This is a genomic window from Pectobacterium sp. CHL-2024 (assembly GCF_044751765.1).
Lineage (GTDB): Bacteria > Pseudomonadota > Gammaproteobacteria > Enterobacterales > Enterobacteriaceae > Pectobacterium > Pectobacterium brasiliense.
Map to the genome: position 1 here is coordinate 1 of NZ_JBIXKO010000041.1, position 1,747 is coordinate 1,747.

Annotated in this window: 1 protein-coding gene; it reads left to right on the forward strand. The window is 64.4% G+C overall.

Annotated features, from left to right (window positions below):
• The coding region (locus ACIPUG_RS21380; RefSeq protein WP_400340113.1) for a condensation domain-containing protein at positions 1-1,747 on the forward strand (1,747 nt) is incomplete at both ends.

Sequence of the window (1,747 nt, forward strand, 5' to 3'; positions counted from 1 at the left end):
CGCCTCGCTGGCGGACTACATGATCCCGTCCGCCTTTGTCACGCTCGACGCCCTGCCGCTCACTCCGAACGGTAAGATCGACCGCAAGGCCCTACCGGCTCCGGATCAGACCGCCTTTGCCACCCGCGACTATGAAGCGCCGCAGGGCGCGACCGAAAGCACACTGGCCGCACTTTGGCAAGAGCTGCTAGGGCTGGATCGTGTCGGTCGTCACGATCAATTCTTTGCCCTCGGCGGCCACTCGCTGCTGGCGGTGCAGCTTCTGAACCGCATGAACAAGGCCGGGATGGACGTGGCGCTGGCCGCGCTGTTTGCACACCCGACGCTGTGCGATCTGGCGGCGGCCGTCACGGCCACCGCGCACGATGCGCCGTTCCCCCTGCCCGTGGCCGACCGCACCCAGCCCCTGCCGCTGTCGTTTGCCCAGCAGCGGCTGTGGTTCCTGGCACAGCTCGATCCGGCCGCCAGTCAGGCCTATCACCTGCCCGCTGCGCTGCGCCTTACCGGCCGGCTTGACCGCCCGGCACTCACGAGCGCGCTCAACGGGCTGGTCGCCCGTCACGAAAGCCTGCGCACCCGCTTTACCTCCCGCGACGGGCAGCCCGCCCAGCAGATTGATCCGGATACCATCGGCTTCAGCCTGTCCAGCCATGACTTGCGTGAGTTGGACGAGGCGGCCCGCACCACTCGCGTGGCAGAACTGGCCGAACAGGAAGCGCGGGCACCTTTCGATCTGGCACAGGGGCCGCTGATCCGCGGTCAGTTGCTGCAGATGGATGATGACACCCATGTGCTGCTGCTGACCCAGCACCACATTATCTCCGACGGCTGGTCCATCGGCATTCTGGCGCGCGAGCTGGCGCCGCTGTATCAGGCCGCGCTGGATGGCAGCGATGCGAACTTACCACCTCTGCCAGTTCAGTACGCCGACTACGCCGTCTGGCAACGTCAGTGGCTGCAGGGGGACACACTCAACGACCTGCGTGACTACTGGCGCAATCAACTGCAGGGGGCACCGGCCCTGCTGGAGCTCCCGACCGACCGGCCACGACCGTCGGTACAGCGCTATGCGGGCGATCAGGTTCCCTTCCATCTGGATGCGGGACAGCTCCGTCGCCTTCATGCACTGAACCGGCAGCAGGGCACGACCCTGTTTATGACGCTGCTGGCCGCCTGGTCGGTGGTGCTATCCCGCCTCAGCGGGCAGGACGATATCGTCATCGGCACCCCGATTGCCAACCGCCCCCGTCAGGAACTGGAGGGCATGGTCGGCTTCTTCGCCAACACGCTGGCCTTACGCACCGAACCGGGACGCTGTCACTCCGTCGCGGATCTGCTCGATCAGGTACGTGAGCGGGCGCTGGACGCCTACGCTCATCAGGCCCTGCCGTTTGAACAGGTTGTGGAAGCACTGCAACCCGCTCGCAGCCTTAGTTACAGCCCTATTTTTCAGGTGATGCTGTCGCTGAACAATACCCCGACACAGGCTCTGATGCTGCCCGATCTTACGCTCTCAGCCGTTGAGCGGCCGCAGCATAGCACCCACTTTGATCTGACTCTGTCGCTTATCGAGACGGAAAACGGTCTCGACGGCGGGTTGATCTATGCCACCGACCTGTTCGACCGGGACACCATCATTCGTGTGGTAGGTTATGTAGAGAATATCCTGATAGCGATAGCCGATGATGTGGCACAGCCTGTCGCCACCCTGCCCATGCTACCGGAGGCCGAGCGCCGGCAGGTCATG